The sequence below is a fragment of the Rhizobium sp. ZX09 genome, assembly GCF_017357485.1.
Classification (GTDB): domain Bacteria; phylum Pseudomonadota; class Alphaproteobacteria; order Rhizobiales; family Rhizobiaceae; genus Agrobacterium; species Agrobacterium pusense.
Genome location: NZ_CP031364.1, coordinates 1,097,201 through 1,114,599, shown reverse-complemented (window position 1 = coordinate 1,114,599; position 17,399 = coordinate 1,097,201). Strand labels below are relative to the sequence as shown.

19 protein-coding genes are annotated in these 17,399 nt (G+C 60.2%); 12 read left to right on the top strand and 7 right to left on the bottom strand.

Going from position 1 to position 17,399, the window contains the following annotated elements:
- Window positions 1–76 precede the first annotated feature (76 nt).
- Both BTN45_RS19805 and BTN45_RS19800 read left to right on the top strand, forming a co-directional pair.
- A complete protein-coding gene (locus tag BTN45_RS19805; RefSeq protein ID WP_207590672.1) occupies window positions 77–478 on the top strand; it encodes a 4-oxalocrotonate tautomerase family protein in 402 nt (133 codons plus the stop codon).
- Window positions 479–522: 44 nt separating this feature from the next.
- Complete coding sequence (locus BTN45_RS19800) at window positions 523–1,416, top strand: DMT family transporter (protein WP_207590670.1); 894 nt, start codon at window positions 523–525, stop codon at window positions 1,414–1,416.
- A 14-nt stretch (window positions 1,417–1,430) separates the two neighbouring features.
- On the opposite strand, the gene BTN45_RS19795 is transcribed toward BTN45_RS19800, so the two are convergent.
- Genes BTN45_RS19795 through bioB form a run of 5 tightly spaced genes read right to left on the bottom strand, consistent with a single transcriptional unit; the run spans window position 1,431 to window position 6,540 of the window.
- Window positions 1,431–2,417, bottom strand: a complete 987-nt coding sequence (locus tag BTN45_RS19795; RefSeq protein WP_034500254.1) for a beta-ketoacyl-ACP synthase III — start codon at window positions 2,415–2,417, stop codon at window positions 1,431–1,433.
- A 37-nt stretch (window positions 2,418–2,454) separates the two neighbouring features.
- Window positions 2,455–3,747 carry an adenosylmethionine--8-amino-7-oxononanoate transaminase gene (locus BTN45_RS19790; protein ID WP_113380694.1) on the bottom strand — a complete coding sequence of 431 codons (1,293 nt, stop codon included), beginning with the start codon at window positions 3,745–3,747 and terminating at the stop codon, window positions 2,455–2,457.
- On the bottom strand, window positions 3,744–4,382 hold the full coding sequence (bioD, locus tag BTN45_RS19785; protein ID WP_207590668.1) for a dethiobiotin synthase: 639 nt from the start codon (window positions 4,380–4,382) through the stop codon (window positions 3,744–3,746). The genes BTN45_RS19790 and bioD overlap by 4 nt, the downstream gene beginning before the upstream one ends.
- Complete coding sequence (locus BTN45_RS19780; RefSeq protein WP_207590667.1) at window positions 4,379–5,524, bottom strand: 8-amino-7-oxononanoate synthase; 1,146 nt, start codon at window positions 5,522–5,524, stop codon at window positions 4,379–4,381. Before BTN45_RS19780 ends, bioD begins: the two co-directional genes overlap by 4 nt.
- A complete protein-coding gene (gene bioB, locus BTN45_RS19775) occupies window positions 5,521–6,540 on the bottom strand; it encodes a biotin synthase BioB (protein ID WP_004437548.1) in 1,020 nt (339 codons plus the stop codon). The genes BTN45_RS19780 and bioB overlap by 4 nt, the downstream gene beginning before the upstream one ends.
- A 230-nt stretch (window positions 6,541–6,770) precedes the next feature.
- On the opposite strand from bioB, the gene BTN45_RS19770 reads away from it, so the two are divergent.
- The 7 genes from BTN45_RS19770 to BTN45_RS19740 all read left to right on the top strand — a co-directional run bounded on the left by BTN45_RS19770 (window position 6,771) and on the right by BTN45_RS19740 (window position 11,890).
- On the top strand, window positions 6,771–7,217 hold the full coding sequence (locus tag BTN45_RS19770; RefSeq protein ID WP_035207483.1) for an acetyltransferase: 447 nt from the start codon (window positions 6,771–6,773) through the stop codon (window positions 7,215–7,217).
- 268 nt (window positions 7,218–7,485) lie between these two features.
- Window positions 7,486–7,914: a hypothetical protein gene (locus BTN45_RS19765; protein WP_207591683.1), complete on the top strand. Its 429-nt coding sequence runs from the start codon at window positions 7,486–7,488 to the stop codon at window positions 7,912–7,914.
- Between the two features lie 86 nt (window positions 7,915–8,000).
- Window positions 8,001–8,231: a hypothetical protein gene (locus tag BTN45_RS19760; RefSeq protein ID WP_004437539.1), complete on the top strand. Its 231-nt coding sequence runs from the start codon at window positions 8,001–8,003 to the stop codon at window positions 8,229–8,231.
- Window positions 8,228–9,706 carry a TolC family protein gene (locus BTN45_RS19755; protein ID WP_207590665.1) on the top strand — a complete coding sequence of 493 codons (1,479 nt, stop codon included), beginning with the start codon at window positions 8,228–8,230 and terminating at the stop codon, window positions 9,704–9,706. Before BTN45_RS19760 ends, BTN45_RS19755 begins: the two co-directional genes overlap by 4 nt.
- A gap of 14 nt (window positions 9,707–9,720) precedes the next feature.
- On the top strand, window positions 9,721–11,070 hold the full coding sequence (locus tag BTN45_RS19750; RefSeq protein ID WP_112555318.1) for a copper oxidase: 1,350 nt from the start codon (window positions 9,721–9,723) through the stop codon (window positions 11,068–11,070).
- A 35-nt stretch (window positions 11,071–11,105) separates the two neighbouring features.
- The gene (locus BTN45_RS19745) at window positions 11,106–11,582 is read left to right on the top strand and encodes a plastocyanin/azurin family copper-binding protein (protein WP_207590664.1); all 477 of its coding nucleotides are present in this window, start codon (window positions 11,106–11,108) and stop codon (window positions 11,580–11,582) included.
- Window positions 11,583–11,605: 23 nt separating this feature from the next.
- Window positions 11,606–11,890 carry a copper-binding protein gene (locus tag BTN45_RS19740; RefSeq protein ID WP_006698154.1) on the top strand — a complete coding sequence of 95 codons (285 nt, stop codon included), beginning with the start codon at window positions 11,606–11,608 and terminating at the stop codon, window positions 11,888–11,890.
- 86 nt (window positions 11,891–11,976) lie between these two features.
- Here the strand turns inward: BTN45_RS19740 and BTN45_RS19735 are convergent, their stop codons facing one another.
- Window positions 11,977–12,687 (bottom strand): phosphatase PAP2 family protein, encoded by a 711-nt coding sequence (locus tag BTN45_RS19735; RefSeq protein ID WP_246751712.1) that lies wholly within the window; start codon window positions 12,685–12,687, stop codon window positions 11,977–11,979.
- Window positions 12,688–12,985: 298 nt separating this feature from the next.
- Here BTN45_RS19735 and BTN45_RS19730 point away from each other — a divergent pair, with 298 nt between their 5' ends.
- Both BTN45_RS19730 and BTN45_RS19725 read left to right on the top strand, forming a co-directional pair.
- Window positions 12,986–13,684, top strand: a complete 699-nt coding sequence (locus tag BTN45_RS19730; RefSeq protein ID WP_004437520.1) for a response regulator — start codon at window positions 12,986–12,988, stop codon at window positions 13,682–13,684.
- A complete protein-coding gene (locus BTN45_RS19725; RefSeq protein ID WP_153776535.1) occupies window positions 13,681–14,838 on the top strand; it encodes an ATP-binding protein in 1,158 nt (385 codons plus the stop codon). Before BTN45_RS19730 ends, BTN45_RS19725 begins: the two co-directional genes overlap by 4 nt.
- Window positions 14,839–14,846: 8 nt before the next feature.
- Here the strand turns inward: BTN45_RS19725 and BTN45_RS19720 are convergent, their stop codons facing one another.
- Window positions 14,847–16,367, bottom strand: coding sequence for an MFS transporter (locus BTN45_RS19720; protein ID WP_207590659.1), 1,521 nt, complete (start codon window positions 16,365–16,367; stop codon window positions 14,847–14,849).
- A gap of 128 nt (window positions 16,368–16,495) precedes the next feature.
- Between BTN45_RS19720 and BTN45_RS19715 the strand changes: the two genes are divergently transcribed.
- Entirely contained in the window at window positions 16,496–17,347 is an 852-nt protein-coding gene (locus BTN45_RS19715) for a LysR substrate-binding domain-containing protein (protein ID WP_207590657.1), read from the top strand.
- Window positions 17,348–17,399: the final 52 nt, after the last annotated feature.

Sequence of the window (17,399 nt, the reverse complement as noted above, 5' to 3'; positions counted from 1 at the left end):
AATAGAATAGTATTCATTATCTTATCATTATGATGAAATTTACGCAAGGTGGTTTTCGGCAACAAGGAGAAACACCATGCCCATGATCAAAACCCGCTACACCAAACCTCAAGACGCTGACGATCCGAAGCTGGAAATCGCCGCTCTCCTGTCCCGGTTGACTGCGGACATCCTGCACAAAGACCCGGCGGTTACCGCCGTTCTCGTCGAAAGTGCCGATCCCGCCGACTGGATCGTCGCCGGATCGAGCGTCGCCGAACAGAAGGTCGGCACATTTTATGTCGAGGTTTCGATTACCGATCACACAAACAGCAAGGACGAGACGACCGAATGGGTACGCCGTGTTTATGAAGAGATGAACAGGCTGCTTGGCCCCGTGCACGAAGCAAGCTATGTGCTGGTTCACGCCGTGGATGGCGACACCTATGGTTATGGCGGGCAAACGCAGAACCTGCGGTGGGCGCGCAAGCACGCATGATGGGGGCGGGTTAATAAGAAAAGCCCGCGGAGCAGTGGAACGAGATGGTACTCTATGAACTGGCCGCCGTGGGCGCTGCAACTTGCTGGGCGATAACGGGGCTGCTTGCCGCCCGCCCGGCGGGGCATCTTGGTGCGCTTGCCTTCAACAGGACAAGGCAGCTTTTTGTCGCCTCGGTGCTCGGTCTTTACGTCATCGCATCAGGAACCTGGCGGGACCTGCAACCGGATGCGCTGTGGGCGCTGTTGCTTTCCGGCTTCATCGGCATCTTCGTTGGCGACACGCTGCTTTTCACCTGCCTCAACCGGCTGGGGCCACGCCGCTCGGGAATCCTGTTTGCGCTCAACGCTCCCATCTCCGCCGTGCTTGGCTGGGCTGTCCTCGGGGAACAGCTTTCCGTGACAGCCATAGGCGGTATAGGACTCACCCTTGCGGGCGTTCTGCTGGCCATCCTTTTCGGCAAGCGCAAGTCGCAGCTGCACGCATGGGAAAGCGTGAAGGGACCGCTCTGGCTCGGCGTCCTCGTCGGCCTTCTCGCAGCTCTCAGCCAAGCCGTTGGCTCGCTGATCGCGAGGCCTGTGATGGCAGCAGGTATCGATCCCATCGCCGCATCCATGCTGCGGGTGGGCGTCGCCGCAATCTGCCTTACGATGTTGACAATGCTCCCCATCAAGGCCGTAAAACCCAAGGGGCCATTGACGGGCAGCATTTTCCTCCAGACGGCGCTGACCGGCACGATCGCGCTCGGCTTCGGCATGACGCTGCTGCTGTTTGCGCTTTCTGGCGGAAAGGTCGGCATTGTCTCCACACTTTCGGCCACCACGCCGGTCATCATCCTGCCATTGCTCTGGCTTAGAACCGGGGAGCGGCCCGCATCTGGTGCGTGGGTGGGAGCCGCTCTTGTCGTTATCGGCATGGCGCTCGTGTTCTGGCGCTGAAGGCCGCCGCGGGGTTAGATGCGATAAACAACCGCTCCGCCCGTCATGCCCGCGCCGGCTGCCGTCAGAAGCAGATTTTCGCCGCTCGCGAAAGGTCGCCCGCTGTTGGTCATGGACAGCGAAAGCGGGATGGTGGCGGCGGACGAATTGCCGAAGCTTTCTATGGTGCGAACCGTCTTTCCCCGCTCGATACCAAGATTGCCACAGACGGCATCAAACATGCGGGCATTGGCCTGATGCGGTACGAAACGGCCGATATCGGCTGCGGTCAGTTCCGCCTCTTCCAGCACGCGCTGTGAGGTCTCGCTCATCAGCGCCACGGCGCGGGAGAAAACCTCCCGGCCATCGCGCATCGTCATCAGGGCATCTTCGGCGGACATATCAGCGCAAAAGGGCCGGCTGCTGCCGCCTGCCGCAATCTGGATGAGATCGTAACCGCTTCCATCGGCAACGAGATCGGCCGACAACAGCCCGCGTTTCGCCTCAGGGCAAGGGGTGAGCACCACAGCGCCGGCGGCATCGGCAAACAGGACGGCGCTCGCCCTTTCCGCCGGATTGATGCGACGGCTGAGAATATTGGCCGCGACAACAAGGACGGCGCGGCCATGGGTACGGACAAAACCATCCGCGAGGGTGAGCGCATAAAGAAAACCGGAACAGGCGCCAGCAAGATCGATCGCACCGGAGCGCGTCAAACCGAGCCTGCGTGCCAGCAGCGGCGCGGAAGGCGGCAGAAGATGGTCCGGCGTGGAGGTCGCAAGCAGCGTAAGCGCAATGTTATCGGGATCGATCTTGGCATCCGCCAGCGCCATCCGGCCCGCCTTTTCCGCAAGGCCACTCAGCGTGTCGTCCTTCTCTGCCCAATAACGGGAGCGAATGCCAGTGCGCCGTTCGATCCAGCCGGCCTCCAACCCGAGGTTGGCCTCTATTTCGGCATTGCCGACGCAACGGGCAGGAACGGCATGGCCGAAACCAGCCATACGGGAAGAGCGTGTCTGCATTGTCATGACTTTCGCAACGGTCCTGGCATCTCCATTTCTAGCTCCCGGCGGCGCGCGAATTTACCGGTGCAGCCTGAGTAACGATCCCGGCAACCTCACCGATGACGTCAAAGGCGCGTGTCAGGTCGTCAGGCGTCGAACAATACGGCGGCATCAGGTAAAGTACGTTGCCGAGCGGGCGGATGAGGAAACCGCGCTCGCGGAACAACTGGCGCATGCGTGGCCCCGCTGCGGAAAGATACCCCCCAGCAGGCACCACGAGATCAAGCGCGGCGATGGTGCCTGCCTGCCGGATATTGGCGAAACGGCCATCATCTGCAAATCGCCTGATATTATCGCCCAGCGCCTGTTGCACCTGCCCGATACGCTGGAGAACCGGTTCATCCCGCCAGACCTGGAGATTGGCGACGGCAGCGGCGCAGGCGATCGGATTGGCCGTATAGGAGCTCGAATGGAAAAAGGTTTTGCGACGGTCGGTCGAAAAATGCGCATCGAAAATCTTTGCGCTGCACAGCGTTGCCGCCAGCGGCAGGGAACCGCCTGTGAGCCCCTTGGAGGTGCAGAGAATATCCGGCGAAATTGCCGCCTGCTCACAGGCAAACAGGGTTCCGGTCCTGCCCCAGCCGGTCATCACCTCATCGGCGATGACGAGGCAGCCGTGGCGTTCGGCTATCTGTTTCAGCCCGGCAAGAACATGGGCGCCATAGATCTTCATGCCGCCGGCCCCCAGCACCAATGGCTCGATCAGCAGGGCGGCAATGCGGCCCGAGCGGCAATAGACCTCGAACATATCCAGTGTGCGCTGCTCGCTGCCCGCCTCCGGGAAGGCCAGACGGTCGACGCCGAAAAGCAGCGGCTCATAGGCGGCATTGAACACACCGCGCTCGCCTGTCGACATGGTGCCGATCGTATCGCCATGATAGCCATGCTCCATCACCACGATACGGTCGCGCTTTTCACCGCGATTGTGGAAATAACCGAGCGCCATTTTCAGCGCCACCTCCACCGCCGTCGAGCCGCTGTCAGAATAAAACACATGGCTTAGTCCGGCAGGTGCAAGCTCGATCAACCCCCGGGCGAGCGTCTCAGCGGGCTCATGGGAAAATTCGGCAAAAATAACCTGGTCCAATGTCTCGGTGGCGGCGCGGATGGCCGCCATGATCGCCGGATGCCGGTGCCCGTGGGTGGTGACCCACCAGGATGAAATGGCGTCGAACAGGCGATTGCCATCCTCATCCACCAGAAACGCCCCTTGCGCCGAGACCACACGCTTCATCGGCGGTTCCAGCCCATGCTGGGTGAAGGGATGCCAGACCGGGGAACGGCTCATGCCGGCACCTCCAGAAAATCAGCGAGATTGAAGTGTTGGGCGAAGGCCTGATGCAGCGCGTCGCTGGTCAGATTCGGCAGGCGTGGCAACCGGCCGAGCGGGCGCACCGCGCCGATATTCGAAATAACGCGCTGGTTTTCCCTGTCTTCATCACCGATGAAAACCACGCCCTGCACCGAAATGGCGCGTCGCCGCAGCGCCTCGAGCGACAGCAGCGTGTGGTTGATGGTGCCGAGCGCGGTTCCGGCGCACAGAATGAGCGGAATTTGCCAGCGGGCGAAGATATCGGCGAAGAGCACGCTCTCCGTCAGCGGCACCAGAAGCCCGCCTGCGCCTTCGATGACAAGCGGTCCATCCAGTCGCGGCGGCTGTAAAAATGTGGGATCGATCGTGACATTGTCGAGACGCGCGGAAAGATGCGGCGAGGCCGGCGTCTTCAGACGATAGGCTTCCGGCAGGATGTGCGTGTGCGGCACGCCGGCAAGCCTTGCCACCGTCTCGCTGTCGGTTTCTTCCTCAAGCCCTGACTGCACGGGCTTCCAGTAATGAGCCTTGAGGGCATGGGTGAGCGCTGCGGCAAAAACCGTCTTGCCGATGCCGGTATCCGTGCCAGAGATGACAAAACGGGGGCTCATGCTGCGTGCTCCCGCAACGAGAGGGCAAGCAACCCGATCATAGCGGCAATCTGGCTTTCCTCCACATTGAGCGTGATGGCGATGCGCAGCCGCGCCGTGCCTTCCGGCACCGTCGGCGGCCGGATCGCCCGCACATCGAAACCCCCTTGCCGCAGCCGCCCGGCAATCTTCAGCGAGCGTGCATTGTCGCCGATCATCACCGGAAGGATCTGTGAACCGCTTGGCGTCACGCCGAGTTGGCGCTGCAACTCCTCGCCGGTAAAACTGACCAGTTCTGCCAGTCGCGACCGCCGCCAGGGTTCGTCCGCGACGACGCGCAGGGCTTCCCGCACCGCCGCCGCCATCAGCGGCGAAGGCGCGGTGGAATAGATGAACCCGCGGGCGCGGTTGACGAGATAATCGGCAAGAACCGCAGGCAGGTTCAAAAGCGCGCCGGAGGCCCCGAACGCCTTGCCGCAGGTGTGAAGCGCCACCACATTGCCACGGCCTTCCAGTGCCGCAGCAAGTCCACGCCCACCGGGGCCGAAGACGCCGGTGGCATGGGCTTCATCGATAACCAGAAAACCACCATGCCGTTCGGCAAGATCGGCAAGCGCCGCGAGCGGCGCGCAATCGCCATCCATGGAATAAAGGCTTTCGACAGCGATCCATGGTCGCCCCTTACCGCCCGCCTGCCGCCAGCGGATTATTTCCCGCTCGAATGCCTCGACCTCATTATGCGGCACAGCCACCGCCTTGGCCTTTCCCGCCGCAATGCCATCATGCACGCTGGCATGGATCAGGGCATCATGTAGGACAAGATCGTCCCGCAGCGGCAGGGTGGAAAAAAGCGCGACATTGGAAGCAAAACCGCTGCTGAAATAGATCGCTTTTTCGGCCCCGAAGAACGCCGCCGCTTCCGCTTCCAACGCCTCGTGTTCGGGGTGATTGCCACGCAGCAATCGCGAGCCACCGGCGCCCACCGGCACGCCTCTTGCCATGGCATCAACGATTGCCGCCTTCAGGCGCGGCGCTTCGGCAAGGCCGAGATAATCGTTCGAAGTGAAATCGACCCCCTCGCGCGGTGCAAGCGCACGAAGCCGCGATTTGCGGCTGAGGCCGGCAAGCTTCGCCTCATAGGGGGAGAGCGCCGCAAGGTTCACCGGCAGCCTCCTGCTTCCACAGGCGGCAATTCCATTGGCTTGAGGCCGAGTCGGCGGAAGAGCGCCGTATCGTGATCTTCCCCCGGGTTATCCGCCGTCAGCAGCGTTTCGCCGATGAAGATGGAATTGGCGCCGGCCAGGAAACAGAGCGCCTGCGTCTCATCGCTCATCTCGGTACGCCCGGCAGAAAGCCTTACATGCGAACGCGGCATCAGGATGCGGGCAAGCGCGATGGTGCGGACGAATTCGATCGGATCGACAGGATCGGCATTGGCCAGTTTCGAGCCGGGGATCGGGATCAGCATGTTGATCGGAACGCTTTCCGGCGGAGCCGGAAGGTTGGCGAGCGTCACCAGCATCGAAATCCGGTCTTCGACCGTCTCCCCCATGCCGAGAATGCCGCCGGCACAGACTTTGATGCCGGCATCGCGGACATTGGCGAGCGTCGCCAGCCGGTCCTCGAAGGTGCGGGTCGTAGTGATCTCGGAATAAAACCGCTCTGACGTATCAACGTTATGATTGTAATAGTCCAGCCCGGCATCGGCCAGCCGCTCGGATTGTTCCGGCGTCAGCATGCCGAGCGTCATGCAGGTTTCCATGCCGAGCGCTTTCACGCCTTCGACCATGGCGACCACAGCCTCCATGTCGCGCTCCTTGGGATTACGCCAGGCCGCGCCCATGCAATAACGCGTCGCCCCACCCTCTTTTGCCTTGCGCGCCTCCGCCAGTACCCGCTCGACTTCCATGAGTTTGGAAGCCTTCAGACCGGTCGGATTTCGGGCGGACTGACTGCAGTAACTGCAATCTTCGGGGCAGCCGCCCGTTTTGATCGAAAGAAGCCGGCTCATCTGGATTGCATTGGCATCGAAATGACGCCGGTGCACCTGCTGCGCTCGAAACAAAAGATCGTTAAACGGTAAATTATAGATAATTTTTGCCTCTTCAACGGCGGAATTCGTTTCATCGTCGCTAAAAGTAGCCGGTTTTTTGTCAGTCCGCAGTGCCATCTGATCCATACGTCACTCCCAATCCTTAAATAAATAGATAGAACTTGTTTTTATCTATTTTTTTACGATGGCATTTTGCAAGCACTTTTTTCTTGAGAGTTTTTTCGACGCGAAATGCAGACAGGACCGAGCGGGACAAACAGGCCGCATTTCGAGGGTGGCAATTCCCCACATATTTGCGCACGAAAAGATCGAGCAGGCCCATGGCGCGAAACCGTCCGAATTGCTAAACCTCGAGAATGATATCACTTCGCACCTCCACCAATGGCGACGCGGCGCGCATCCTCGACATATGGAGCAGGGCCGTTGACGCGACCCATGGCTTTCTACTTCCGCAGGATCGCGTTGCGATCGGCGAGGAAGTCACGGCATTTTTGCCGCAGGCGCCGTTGACGCTTGCCGTCGACGAAACAGACCGCGCCCTGGGTTTCATGTTTCTGCATGAAGGCCATATGGAGGCGCTGTTCATCGATCCGGACCATCACGGCAAAGGCATAGGCAAGGCCCTGGTGGAAAGTGCGCTTGCGCTTCACCCGGCACTGACAACCGACGTTAACGAGCAAAACGGCGAAGCACTGGGCTTTTATCGCCGGCTGGGCTTCAAGCCGACGGGACGCTCCGATCTCGACGGACAGGGGCGGCCCTATCCGCTCATCCATCTTCGATTTCGCCCGACGGAAGAATAGACCGCCGACGGCGCGGGGGATGACAGTGCCATGCACACCATCATCCATTTCTGAGCCCGCATTTTCTGCGACGGAGCCGCTTTGCGCTGCCTCCTCCCGAATTCATCGCCGAGGCCGATATTACCCGCATCGCCGGCGAAAGGGCCGCATCGGGCTGTGGTCTTTCGCATGAAATCGGATGGGCGATCAGCTTCACATCAAGGTTTTCATCAATGGTTATGAACCATATCCATTGACAAATCACGGGACAGCGGCTTTTCTAACGGCCATGCGTGAAACGTTGCGAGCAGCGAAATTGCTGGCCCTTATGTTTAGACTAGTGATGATCCTATCACTGGCCGGCTACAGCGTTTCCACCGTGAATGCCGCAATGCATGGTCCCGACGCCGGAGGAACGCAGCACGCTCAATCCGCCACGATGGATCACGGCAAGATGATGGATCATGGCGGCTCGGCGATGATGTCCGACACTCATGGTCGCCACGGCGTCCAGGACCTGCAGGGAATGTCCGACGAGGACGGTGGTGTCAAAAAAACCGCGAAGCCACAATGCTGCGGCGATTTCTGTCTCGGCATGGCGGTTCTGATCGATCACGGCACAGTCGGCACGCCCGTCGTCAGCGGCATCCGCTCCTTCCTCGATGACAGCAAGGCGCTGGGGCAGACCCCGCTTCTTCACCGCCCCCCGAACATCTGAACAGGCAAAGCCCGCCTTGGGCAATGACCGTGCGTGAGCGGCTGTAGCGCCGCTACGCCGTTACATCTCCTGTTCGGAAACGACCCATGAACCCAATTTATATTGTGGTTGCGGCGCCCCTGCTTCTGGGCGGCTGCACAGCCACATCGATGATGAATGACGCCGCCTCCTATGACGACGCGGCAAACCCGACGCTTGCCGTCGCCCCCCTCCGCTACCAAAGCCCGGTCTCGGCTTACACGGCCCGCATGCCGGTCGATCCCAAACCCTGGCGTGACCAGAACGATGCGCAGGCTCCAAAAGGAGACGCATCATGACACCACGTGCATTCAAATTCGGCGCAAAACTGGCAGCCGTTCTATCCATGCCGCTTTTTCTCAGTGGCTGTGTCTCGGCCGCACAATATGCGGCGTCGGATGCTGGGTTCATCAATGTTTCGGCAAAGACATCGGAAGCGACCGGAAAACAGGCCATCTGGGTGCAGAACCGGGTCGAAGCGCAGGCAACACAAGCCCGCGTCAAAACGCTGATGGCGGCCAGCAAGGTCCTTGATGCCGAAACCGCCGTACAGGTTGCGCTGCTGAACAACAAGGGCCTGCAGGCGGCCTATGCCGATCTGGGGGAAGCCGCTGCCACCGCCTGGCAATCGACCATGCTGGTCAATCCGCGGGTCGGCATCGGGCTGACGGGGATCGGCACCCCCGGCCTCAGGGCCTATAAGTCAATCGAGGGCGTGGTCGTCACCAATATCCTGGCACTCGCCACCCTCAAGCAGAACGTGGCGATTGCCGATACCAACTTCCGCAAGGCGCAGCTTGCCGCCGCGCTGAAAACGCTGCAACTCGCGGCAGATACGCGCCGGGCATGGATCAACGCCGTTGCCGCCCTCGAAAATGTCGGCCAACTGGCGCAGGCGCAGACCGCGGCGGACGCCGCCTCTGAACTCGCCAAGAAGCTTGGCGAGGCGGGTTCGCTCAATAAGGAAGGCCAGGCCCGCGAACAGGTGTTTTATGCCGAGTTGACAGGCCAGATCGCCAAGGCGCGGCTTGAAGCCCGCCTTGCCAAGGAAGAACTGACGCGGCTGATGGGTCTATGGGGAGCGGATATTGAATACGCCATTCCCAACCGCCTGCCGCAGCTTCCAAAAACACTCGCCAAGCGTGACATGATCGAGGCGGAGGCGCTGCAACGCCGCGTCGATCTGCAGATGGCAAAACTCGATCTTGAGGCGACCGCGCGCTCCTTCAAGCTCACGGAAGCCACCCGCTACGTCACCGATCTCGAGTTGCGCTCCGGTTTCGAGACCGAGCGCGAGCTGGAAGACGGCGAAAAGCACAAACAGACGACCGGCAACGCGGAACTGGAATTCGTCATTCCGATCTTCGATTCCGGCCAGGCGCGCATGCGGGAATCCGAGCTCGCTTATATGCGTGCAGCCAATCTGCTGGCGGAAAAGGCGGTCAATATCCGCTCGGAGGCCCGCTCGGCCTATCAGGCCTATCGCTCGAATTACGATATCGCCCGGCATTACCGCAACAGCGTGGTGCCCCTGCGCACCAAGATCGAGGAAGAGTCGCTGCTGACCTATAACGGCATGCTCACCAACACGTTCGAGCTGCTGGCCGACAGCCGCGAGAAGGTCAATTCAAACCTGCTGGCCATCAATGCCAAACGCGACTTCTGGCTCGCCGAAGCCGGCCTCGCCCCTGCCATTTATGGCGGCGGCGCAGGCGCGTCTGGCGGAGAGACCGAGGTTGCCGCCGCTTCCGGCGGCGGTGGTGGCGGACATTGAGAAAGGGAAAGACCATGTTCAATAGAAGACAACTTCTGGGCGTCAGCGCCGCTATGGTCTCCTCGGCGGCCTGGGCGAAAACCTCCAACAGCAGCCTGCCGGAAGCGGCAGTGATGGAAACGGCGGCAACGCAGGCGCCGGTAAAGCCCACCGCCGGTCCCGATTATAATCCCGTCGTCACCTTGAATGGCTGGACCCTGCCCTTCCGGATGAACAATGGCGTCAAGGAATTCCACCTTGTCGCCGAGCCGGTGGAACGCGAAATGGCCGAGGGCATGACTGCCCGTCTATGGGGTTACAACGGCCAGTCACCGGGCCCCACCATCGAGGCCGTGGAAGGCGACCGGGTGCGCATTTTTGTTACCAACAAGCTGCCGGAACATACGACGATCCACTGGCACGGCATGATCCTGCCATCGGGCATGGACGGGGTGGGTGGACTGTCGCAGCCGCATATCCCCGTCGGCAAGACCTTCGTCTACGAGTTCGACCTCTTGAAGTCGGGCACCTTCATGTACCACCCGCATTCGGACGAGATGGTGCAGATGGCGATGGGCATGATGGGTTTCTTCGTTGTCCATCCGAAGGACCCCACCTTCATGCCGGTGGACCGCGATTTTGTGTTCCTGCTCAACGCCTTCGACATCAATCCCGGCACCTCCGTCCCCAAAATCATGACGATGACGGATTTCAATCTTTGGGCATGGAACAGCCGGGTGTTTCCGGGCATCGATCCGCTGGTGGTTTCCAGGGACGACCGGGTGCGCGTGCGCGTCGGTAACCTGACCATGACCAACCATCCGATCCACATGCACGGTTACGATTTCGAGGTGACCTGCACGGATGGCGGCTGGGTGCGGCCGGAGGCGCGCTGGCCGGAGGTCAGCATCGATATTCCCGTCGGCGCCATGCGGGCTTATGAATTCGACGCCAAATATGTCGGCGACTGGGCGATCCATTGCCACAAGTCACACCATACGATGAACGCCATGGGACATGACGTCCCCACCTTCATCGGCGTCGACAAAAAAAGCGTCACCGAAAAGATCCGCAAGGTCCGGCCGGAATATATGCCGATGGGCACCGCCGGCATGGCCGACATGGGCGCGATGGAAATGGAAATCCCCGAAAATACCGTTCCGATGATGACGGGGTGGGGCCCGCACGGCCCGATCGAAATGGGCGGAATGTTCTCTGTCGTAAAGGTTCGCGAAGGCATTTCCGCGGGCGATTACGCAGACCCCGGCTGGTACGAAAATCCGCCCGGCACGCAGGCCTGGGAATGGACCGGCGAATTGCCGGACAGCCAAAAAAACACCGACCCCAAAACGCAGATCACGCCGCATCCGATGAAACACGGCTGAAGACGACCCACCCTTACAAACCAAGGAACAATGACATGACCAGACTGAAAATTGCACTGCTTCTCACCACTCTTGCCACGCCAGCGCTCGCATCCGGCACCCACGGCGGCGGCCATGAAGCGATGGCGGTGGGCGAACCGGGCGACAAGGCAAAAGTAACCCAGACCATTCAGGTGACGATGAAAGAGACACCCGATGGCAAGATGCTGTTCACGCCCGCCAAATTCGAATTCAAGAAGGGCAAGACGGTTCGCTTCGCTGTCAAGAATACCGGCGAGCTGGACCATGAATTCATCATGGACGAGCAGAAAGCCAATCTGGAGCACAAGGCTGCAATGGCCAAGGCGCCGGAGATGGAACACGACAACCCGAACGCTATCACCCTCGCGCCGGGAGAAAGCGGCGAAATCATCTGGAAATTCACCAATGACGGCATGTTCGAATTCGCCTGCCTGAAACCCGGACATTACGAGGCCGGCATGCGCGGCGATCTCAAAGTATCCGCCAAGTAACCCACAACCGAAGGAATCTCACCATGAAGACCGTCATTAAGATCACCGTCGCAGCCGCACTTCTACTCACCGCTCCATTCAGCGCATTTGCAGAGGAATTCACCAAGGGAACAGTCAAGAAAGTCGATGCTGCCGCCAAGAAGGTCACGATCATCCATGAAGAACTGAAGAACCTCGACATGCCAGCCATGACCATGGTGTTCCGCGTCAAGGACGATGCGATGCTCGCCAAGCTCAAGGAAGGCGCCAATATCGAGTTCATCGCCGAACGCGCCGACGGCAAGCTTGTCGTCGCAAAGGTGAAATAAGGCTGCCATCATCTGCGCAGAAGAAACGGAAGGGGCAGCGGTTTCCGCTGCCCTTTTGATATTAGCGGTCGGATGCCCGACGGGCGTTATTGTTCGGCAAACGGTCTTGTTTCGGCGGAGCGCCGCGCACCATCGCTCTTGCGCGAAAAAGTCGCGTCGATCGCACGCCGATTGTTGATGAACGGCCGATGGAGCAGAAGAAATACCGCAAACATCAAAGGCCATGCAATCAGGACATCCGAGAGGAAATGAGCTCCCATCGCCACCCTGTTCAGGGAGAAAATCACGATGAACGGCGTCAATATTGCGGTGCCGATCAGGCGAAATTTCTCTGGCAGGAGAATGATGAAGGCCAGAAGGGCGATTGCGGAAGCGCTTTCACCGGAAGGAAAAGAGCAGTTTCGGGTGCAGCTGCCACCGAGGGAAAGAACCGGTGTAAAAACCAGCTCTCCCCCGAACTCTGCGAGATGCCGCGGCCTTGCCCTGCCGAACAGGTTTTTCAGGGCATGCACCGCAGCGCCCGGTCCCAGAGCAAAAAAGACGATAATAAGCAGCAGTCTGTGTGGTGGAAAAAGCCGTGGCAAGCCGCGCGAGAAGGGCATTACGACAAGCATGCACACAAGTCCGGACAGCAAGACCCAGGGAAGCCTGCGGTTCAGATCGCGGACGGAAATCAGGAACTCGTCCTCGCCGAGTGTGAAACCTTCCGCCCAGAATTGCCAGCTTACTCCAAGATCGATATCCGGCCTGATCGTAAAGACAATCATCATCGCAAGGGCGACCAGAAGAGCCAGCACAAAGGGACTGCAGGAGGCACGCGCAAATGCCTGACGAACGACAGAAATAAAGTTGACACGAAATTTCGACCGTTGGGTCAAACGCCGCTTTTTGGGGTGGGTTTTATGGGTGAGAGACTGGTGCATGGCCAGTTCTCTTCCGCAGAAATGTCAAGGCTCTGCGGAGAAAGACACAAGAGTGTATGGAAAGGAGTGCCGGTGGGATTCATTCAGGCACAGCGGCTCTTGCCCGATGTTCCGCATCCGCTTAGCGTCCCGGCGCTGCCACGGCCGACACCAGTAAATTTGCGGATTGAGTATGGACAAAGGACTAATTCTAATCGTCGAAGACGACCCCGATATTATTCAGATCCTGGACGCCTATCTCGTTCGCGAAGGATACAGAACCGTCAGAGCCAGCGACGGAGAAACGGCGCTGACCCATTTCTCCATGTTGAGACCTGATCTGGTTCTCCTCGACATTCGCCTGCCGAAATTCGACGGCATCGAGGTTTTGAACCGCATCCGGCGGGAACGGGAGACGCCTGTCATCATGGTCACATCTCTCGCCGAGGACATGGACAAGCTGACGGGCCTTCGCCTCGGTGCTGACGACTACATCGTCAAACCTTTCAATCCGCATGAATTGATCGCGCGGGTGAATGCCGTGCTGAAACGCACGCGGCAACCGGGCTCTGGCGGAGTTTTACGCTTCGGGCCCATTGAGGTAGACACCGAAGCCTATGTCGCAGCCGTCTGCAACGACGGTCAGCGGGCCGTTCTGCCGCTCACGCTGAGCGAGTTCAGGATCCTCGCCCATATGGCGCGTCGTCCCACGCACGCCTTTCAGCGTGCCGATATTCTTGACGCCTGCCTGCCGGAAAGCGATGCGCTGGCGCGCACTATCGACACACACATCGCCAATCTGCGCAAAAAACTGACGGACCATGGCGCCTGCGGTTATCTCGTCTCGGTGCGCAGCATCGGTTATCGGCTGGCAGGGGAGCAAAAACCATGAAGCCTTGGCGGCTCCGCCTGCGGACGATGACGGCGATCACGATCACTACAATGCTCATCTTTGCGGTTGCGTTGGTCTATTTCGGCGTTTCCTGGTATGCGGACAATATTCAGGAGCGCATGATCGCCCAGCTATCGCCGGATGCCTCCAAGGCCTTCTCGGATATAGACCGGGGTGTGATGCCGGACCAGCGTCAGCTTGAGGCCCTTGTCAGGGTTTTGCCGGGCCTTGAGGACGAGGCCGATAACGAGCTTATCAAATCCGTGTTCATTTTCGGATTGCTCGGTGTCTTTCTCTGCAGCTTGCTTGGTTACTTCATCTCTCGGCGCATTGCGGCACCTCTCGGCGAACTTGCCGATGCAGCGCGGCGCATGGCGACCGGCAACTTCAGCGGAGGAGCAGAGATCAGGGGGAGCCACATCGCAGAGGTCGCATTTCTCGTCGACAGTTTCGAGAGCTTGATCCGGGAACTTCAGATGATGGAGCACCGGTTGAAGTTCAACACGATGGCGGTAGCCCATGAACTGCGCACCCCGCTCACGATCCTGCAGGGCCGTTTGCACGGCATTGCCGATGATCTCTTTCCCCTCGACAAGGAAGCCATTCGCCACCTCATCGTCCATGTGGAGGGGCTGGCACGTCTCGTGGATGATTTGCGCACGCTTTCTCTGGCCGAAACCAACAGCCTCGTCAAAGATACCGAGCCACTTGATCTTGCCGCCGAATGCGCGGCCGTGGCGGAGGCGGCACGGCCGCTCATGAACGAAGCAGGCATTGATCTCGATATGTCGCTGGAGGCAGCATCAGTTTGCGGCGACCGTCAACGCCTTCGGCAGCTGCTGCTGATCCTGATGGACAATGTGCGCCGCTACGCGGCGAGCGGCGGATTTATGCGTTGCTCGACCGGGCTTCAGGACGGGCGCGCCTTCGTCTCGATCGAGGATAAGGGGCCGGGCTTCCCCGCCGGCGTCGAGGCGCACGGCATCGAACTCTTCTGGCGCATGGAACCGTCACGCGCGCGTAAGACCGGCGGGACAGGTCTCGGCCTGTCCATTGCCCGCGCAATCGCACAGGCGCATGACAGCGATCTGCAGATAAAGGCGCGCCCAGACGGCGGAACGATCGTGACCGTCGTTTTCCGGGAGGCATCCTGAACTCCACCCTAGTCATGGGCGGGCTTTCGCGCCGGCCCGAAGATCATGAAGCTGATGGCGGCGAGTAGCCATACACTGATGCCAGCATAGAGCATGACCAGGCCGAACCCATCCGCAAGCGCCCGGTGGACAAGCTCTTCCGGAACCCCCTGCGCCGAGGCGCCAGCAGTTCCCGCGGCGATCTTTTCCGCCAGCGACTGCACATGAGAAACATCCGCCCCGATTGGCAGGTTCGCCCGAAGCGAAGCCCCCACGCCCTCGACCAGAATAAAGCCCATGATCGGAATGTTGATGGCAAGCGAGATCATGCGTGCGCTCATGTCGACGCCCGAAGCCATGCCCGAACGGGCGGGCGAAACCGCGCCCGTGGTCGTGTTGGTAACGGGGGTATTGGTAAGTCCGAGCCCTATTCCCGCGAGGATGCAGCCGGGCAGCATTGTAACCCAGTTCGCCTCTTCGATACCGCTTCCCAGCTTCATCAGCATGAAGCCGAGGCCGATAGTGAACAGTCCTGCCGGAATGACGAGGCGGGGTTGGTAGCGCAGCGACAGGCGTTCCGCCAGAGGCGGGACCACCAAGGCTGGGAGCGTATAGGCAAGCAGGCCGAGCCCGGCGGTGACGCTGTCATAACCGAGGCCAGCCTGAAACCAGATCGGCAGATAGATCATGAACGGCCAGAAGCTGATATTCATCGCCGCTGAACCGATGATCGCCCCGGAAAAAGGCCGGATGCGGAACACTGAGAAGTCGAACATCGGTCTTGAACTAAGCTTTTCGGCAATCAGGAAGGCGATGAAGCTCGCAGCCGAGACGCCAAGGATCAGAAGCGCCGCCGGGCTCGCAAAACCAAGCTCGGGTCCCTGTGTGATGAAAAAGGCAAGGCAAAAAACGGACAGCGAAAGCGTGGCCATGCCGGCGATATCCAGACGTGCCGCCTCCGGGTCACGCGATTCTCTCACACCGCCCGAAGCAAGCAGCCACGTCACGATGGCGAGCGCTACGTGAACGAGGAAAACCCATTCCCAGCTCCACAGCGCAACAATGGCACCACCGATGATCGGGCCGAAACCGAGCCCAACGCCCGAGATGATGCCCCACCAGCCGAAGGCCATGCCGCGCTCCCGCGCCGTACGGAACTGGTGCGACAGAATGGCGATCTGGCACACCAGCATCGCCCCGCCGCTCAAGCCCTGAAAGAAGCGCGCGCCGATCAGCACCGGAACATTCTGCGTCATTCCGCAGGCAAGGGAAGACAGGGCAAAGGCAGCAATACTGGCAATAAAGACACGTTTACGGCCGAAGCGGTCGGCCAGCGCACCGGTTGCCATCAGCACCATGGTCACGCCGATGGTATAGGCATTCATGATCCACTGGAGTTGCCGGAAATCCGCGTGCAGTACCTCTTCCAGTGTCGGCAGGATCGCAGGAACGCTGGAGATTTCCAGTCCGAACATAAGAGCGGAGAGACAAACGGCAGCGAGCGCCATGGCGCTTCTGCTGCCCGTTTGTTCGGTAATAACAAGGGTCATTCTTCAGCCTTTCTTGGCTCGGCTCGCAACTGTGAAACCGATCTACGCGGCGACAGGCTAGACAAAGCTTGACCATAACTGAATTGGATGATTGGCTATTTCAGAGACAACAAATTGGAATAGTCGACATGAGCACGCTGGATGTGGAGGCCGTCGAAGCCTTCGTTACCATCGCCGATATGCAGAGCTTCACCCGCGCGGCCGAAGCGCTCGGCACCACCCAGGGCGCGATCAGCGTCAAGCTCAAGCGATTGGAAGACAGGCTAGGCCAGCGGCTGCTCGAACGCACACCGCGTTCGGTACGGCTATCCGCGCAGGGTGCAGTGTTTTTGGCGCCCGCCCGCGAATTTCTCGCCGCACACGATCGCGCATTGGCAGGCCTTTCCTCACCGCGCCGTCGTTTTGGCCTCGGCATTGCCGCCCACGTGGCAGGACCGGAGGTGCCAACCCTTCTGGCCCGCCTCAACGACCATGATCCGGGCCTGACGATTGAAGTGCGGATGGACCATTCGCGCTCCCTGCTCGACGCGTTCGACCGTGGGGAAATCGACGCAGCCATCATCAGACGCGAGGACGACCGGCGCGACGGCGAGGTTCTCGGACCGGAGCATTTCGGCTGGTATGCAGCCCCGCAATTCGAACATCGTCAGGGTGAACCGTTGCGGCTTGCGGCACTGTCTCCCGCCTGTGGCGTGCGTGATATAGCCACCCGCGCCCTGGACGGAGCTGGCATAGCCTGGACGGAGGTCTTCCTCGGCGGCACATCGTCCATGGTAACCGCGGCCGTTTCGGCGGGACTTGCGATTTCCGCCTTCTCCTCCCGTCTTGCCCCACCCGGCACCGTGGAGGTGAGCCAGCGTTTTGGGCTGCCTTCCCTGCCTTCCACCGAAATCATCATGTTCTCGACCCTGACGGACAGCAGATCGCGTGAGGCGTTGCGAACGCTCGCTGCCGCTTTTCGCGAGCATCGGCCGCCCTAAGTGCCGTGGCGTCACAGATAGCCCGACCGCCTGTCGACATTTACCAGTGGAA